Annotated in this window: 5 protein-coding genes; 4 read left to right on the top strand and 1 reads right to left on the bottom strand. The window is 72.1% G+C overall.

Annotated features, from left to right (window positions below; translation table 11 throughout):
• From nirB to ABD327_RS20930, 4 genes are all read left to right on the top strand, one after another.
• The coding region (gene nirB / locus ABD327_RS20945; protein ID WP_344452247.1) for a nitrite reductase large subunit NirB at positions 1-1,727 on the top strand (1,727 nt) is incomplete at its 5' end.
• Between the two features lie 2 nt (positions 1,728-1,729).
• Positions 1,730-2,062, top strand: a complete 333-nt coding sequence (nirD, locus tag ABD327_RS20940) for a nitrite reductase small subunit NirD (protein WP_344452363.1) — start codon at positions 1,730-1,732, stop codon at positions 2,060-2,062.
• On the top strand, positions 2,059-3,252 hold the full coding sequence (locus tag ABD327_RS20935) for a uroporphyrinogen-III synthase (RefSeq protein ID WP_344452245.1): 1,194 nt from the start codon (positions 2,059-2,061) through the stop codon (positions 3,250-3,252). The genes nirD and ABD327_RS20935 overlap by 4 nt, the downstream gene beginning before the upstream one ends.
• Positions 3,253-3,290: 38 nt before the next feature.
• Entirely contained in the window at positions 3,291-3,977 is a 687-nt protein-coding gene (locus ABD327_RS20930) for a sirohydrochlorin chelatase (protein ID WP_344452244.1), read from the top strand.
• A 7-nt stretch (positions 3,978-3,984) separates the two neighbouring features.
• On the opposite strand, the gene ABD327_RS20925 is transcribed toward ABD327_RS20930, so the two are convergent.
• Positions 3,985-4,177: SRPBCC family protein (locus ABD327_RS20925; RefSeq protein WP_344452243.1), on the bottom strand; the 193-nt coding region annotated here is incomplete at its 5' end.

The following is a 4,177-nucleotide window of genomic DNA, read 5'->3' as shown; positions in this document are numbered from 1 at the left end:
CCGCCTGCCGCACCGAGGACCCCGACGTCTACGCCATCGGCGAGTGCGCGCTCATCGGCGGCATGGTCTACGGCCTGGTGGGGCCCTGCTTCACCATGGCCGAGGTGGTCGTCGACCACCTGCTGAACGGCGACAGCTCCGCGGCCTTCGAGGGCGCGGACCTTTCGACCAAGCTCAAGCTCATGGGCGTGGACGTCGCCAGCTTCGGCGACCCCTTCGCCGACGGCGCCGACAACGCCCTGGGCGTCACCTACACCGACCCGGTGGCCGGCGTCTACAAGAAGCTGGTCGTCAGCGACGACGCCCGGACGCTGCTCGGGGGCGTCCTGGTCGGAGACGCCGAGTCCTACTCCACACTGCGCGCCTACGTCGGCGGGCAGCTGCCCGGAGCCCCGGAGCAGATGCTCTTCGGCGGCACCGAGGCCGCGGGCGGCGACCTGCCCGGCGCGACGGTGATCTGCTCCTGCAACAACGTCACGGCCGAGAAGATCCGCTGCGACATCGCCGAGCACGAACTGCGCGACGTCCCGGCGGTCAAGGGCTGCACCCGCGCCGGGTCCAGCTGCGGCAGCTGCGTCCCGCTGGTCAAGAAGATCCTGGACGCCGAGCTGGCCGCGGCCGGCATCGAGGTCAGCAAGGCCATCTGCGAGCACTTCGAGTACTCGCGGGCGGAGCTGTTCGACATCGTCCGGGTCCGCGGGATCACCGCCTTCAGCCGGCTCATCGCCGAGCACGGCACCGGCCGGGGCTGCGACATCTGCAAGCCCGCGGTCGCCTCGATCCTGGCCAGCCTCGGCAACGGCCACGTCCTCAAGGGCGAGCAGGCGGCGCTGCAGGACACCAACGACCAGTTCCTGGCCAACATGCAGAAGAACGGCACCTACTCGGTGGTGCCGCGCATCCCCGGCGGGGAGATCACCCCGGACAAGCTCATCGTGATCGGCGAGGTCGCCCGCGACTTCGGCCTCTACACCAAGATCACCGGCGGGCAGCGCATCGACCTGTTCGGGGCCCGGGTCGAGCAGCTCCCCCAGATCTGGAAGCGGCTGGTGGACGCGGGCTTCGAGTCCGGCCACGCCTACGGCAAGTCGCTGCGGACGGTGAAGTCCTGCGTCGGCTCCACCTGGTGCCGCTACGGCGTCCAGGACTCCGTGGGCATGGCGATCAACCTGGAGCTGCGCTACCGGGGCCTGCGCGCCCCGCACAAGCTCAAGTCCGCCGTCTCCGGCTGCGCCCGCGAGTGCGCCGAGGCCCAGTCCAAGGACTTCGGCATCATCGCCACCGAGAAGGGCTGGAACCTCTACCTCTCGGGCAACGGCGGCATGCGGCCCCGGCACGCGGACCTGTTCGCCACCGACCTGACCGACGAGCAGCTGATCACCTACATCGACCGGTTCCTGATGTTCTACATCCGGACCGCCGACCGGCTGCAGCGCACGTCCGTCTGGATGGAGTCCCTCGAGGGCGGCCTGGACTACCTGCGCGAGGTCATCGTCGACGACCGGCTGGGCATCTGCGCCGAGCTCGACGCCGCGATGGCCAGGCACGTGGAGACCTACTCCGACGAATGGAACGACACGCTGAAGGACCCCGAGCTGCTGCGCAGGTTCGTCTCCTTCGTCAACGCCCCCGAGACCCCCGACCCGAGCATCTCGTTCGAGGTCGAGCGCGAACAGATCAAGCCGGTCCTGGTGGCCGGATCCAGCCTGGAGGTGATCAGCAAGTGACCATGACCTTCGTCGCGACCTGGGTGGACGTCTGCTCCTACACCGACCTTCTCCCCGACCGGGGGGCGTGCGCGCTGGTGGGCGACCGGCAGGTCGCCGTCTTCCGCACCTACGAGGGCGAGCTGTACGCGCTGTCGAACCTCGATCCCTTCAGCGGCGCCTACGTGCTCTCGCGGGGCATCCTCGGCACCCGCAACGGGGTGCCGACGGTGGCGTCCCCGATGTACAAGCAGGTCTTCGACCTCACGACGGGCCTGTGCCTGGACGATCCGGCCAAGTCCGTCCCCACCTTTTCCATCAGGCTCAACGGCGACCGTGTGGAAGTGATGACGTGACGATTCAGGCGGGTGTGCTGAACAACAGTGAACCCTTGTCGGGGTTCGCCGTCGGGGTGACAGCGGCCCGCCGGCACGAGGAACTGGCGGCTCTGCTGGAACGCCGGGGCGCGCGCGTCGTGCACGCCCCCGCGATCCGGCTGATGCCCCTCCAGGACGACGCCGAACTGCTGCACGCCACCGAGGAGTGCCTGCACCGTCCGCTGGACTTCGCCGTCGTCACCACCGGGATCGGATTCCGCGCCTGGCTGGAGACCGCCGACGGATGGGGCCTGCGGGACGCGCTCGTCGAACGGCTGGGCCAGGTCAAGATCATGGCGCGGGGCCCCAAGGCCCGCGGCGCGATCCGCTCGGTGGGCCTCCAGGAGGAGTGGTCTCCGGAGTCCGAGAGCTGCGACGAGGTGCTCAAGTACCTTCTCGGGCTGGACCTCGAGGGGACCCGTATCGCCGTGCAGCTGTACGGCGAGCCGCTGCCGGAGTTCACCGACACGCTGCGGAGCCGCGGCGCGGAGGTGATCGAGGTGCCGGTCTACCGCTGGTCCAGGACCGACGACTCCACTCCGCTGCGCAGGCTGGTCGGCCAGGCCGTCGCCGGCACCGTCGACGCGATCACCTTCACCAGCTCTCCGGCGGTGAGCGCCACCCTGGCGGTGGCCGCCGAGGACGGGCTGGAGGACGCGCTGATCGAGGCGCTGCGCACCCACGTGGTGGCGGCGTGCGTCGGCCCCGTCACCGCCTTCGCCCTCACCGAGCGCGGGGTGCCGACGGTCCAGCCGGAGCGGGCCAGGATCGGCGCGCTGGTGCGCGCCCTGGTGGAGAACCTGCCGATCCGCCGGTCCCGCAGGCTGCACGTGCGCGACCACGCCCTGGAGCTCCGCGGCCACGCCGTCGTGCTGGACGGCCAGCTCAAGCCGATCGCGCCGGCCCCCATGGCGATCCTGCGGGCGCTGGCGCGCCGGCCGGGCCACGTGGTGTCGCGCGCTGAGCTGTGCGGGGTGCTGCCCTCGCGGGTGGTGGCCGCCGGTTCCGCCTGGTCGTCCCGCGACCACGGACGCCCGCAGGCCGACGAGCACGCGGTGGAGATGGCGGTGGCGCGGCTGCGCCGGGGCCTCGGCCGGACGGGGATCGTCGAGACGGTGGTCAAGCGCGGCTACCGGCTGGCCTGCGATCCGGTCCGCGAAGGCATCTAGCGGCCGCGACGGAACAGAGAGCATCGGGGAGGCAAGGCGTGGCGGTTCTGCTCGGGGTGGCCCACGGCACCCGTGATCCAGCCGGCGCCCGGGTCGTGGGGGAGCTGCTCTCCCTGGTCCGCGCGGCGCGTCCGGAACTGACGGTGGGAGAGGCCTACGCCGAGGTGGCGTCGCCCTCGGTGGGCGAGGCGGTGCGGGAGCTGGGGTACGGGCCGCTGGTCGCGGTGCCCCTGCTGCTGGGACGCGGCTACCACGTGCAGGTCGACATCCCCGAACAACTGGCCGAGGCAGGTGCGGACGCCGTGGTCTCGCGCCCCCTCGGCCCCCACCCGGAACTGGCGGGCACCCTGCTGGACAGGCTGGGTGAGGCCGCGCAGGCCGACGCCGTGGTGCTGGGCGCCGCCGGCTCGACGGACCCGAGGGGCCTCGCCGACGTGCGGGCCGCCGCCCGGCAGCTGGGCCGGGCGCTGGGCCGTCCGGTGCAGTTCGGTTTCGTGGGCGGCGCGGGCCCGGTGCTGGCGGACGTCGTGGCCGAGGTCAGGCGAGGAGGGGCGCGGAGCGTGGCGGTGGCGTCCTACCTGCTGGCGCCGGGGTTCTTCCAGCGCCGTCTGGAGTCGGCGGGAGCGGACTTCACGGCCCGTCCGCTGGGCGCGCACCAGGGGCTGGCGAGGTTGATCCTGCGTCGGTACGACGAGGTGGGCTTCCGCGTCCGCGAGGTGGCCTGAACGGCCCTCAGCCGACGGCTCCGAGCCCGCCGGGGCACTCCCGGCGGGCCAGCCGGTCGAGTGCTTCCAGGGCCGCCCTGGTCTGTTTGCGGGCCTCGGCTCCGGCGACCCGCACCAGCGCGTTCGCGGCGCGCCCGCCGGTCACCTCGTACCGGCAGGTCATGAGGGTCCCGCCGTCCTGCGGCTCGAGCCGCAGGACG

Source organism: Actinocorallia aurantiaca, assembly GCF_039533685.1.
Taxonomy (GTDB): Bacteria; Actinomycetota; Actinomycetes; order Streptosporangiales; family Streptosporangiaceae; genus Actinocorallia; species Actinocorallia aurantiaca.
Note: the sequence above shows the minus strand (reverse complement) of the source record. Positions and strands in the feature narration are given on the sequence as shown.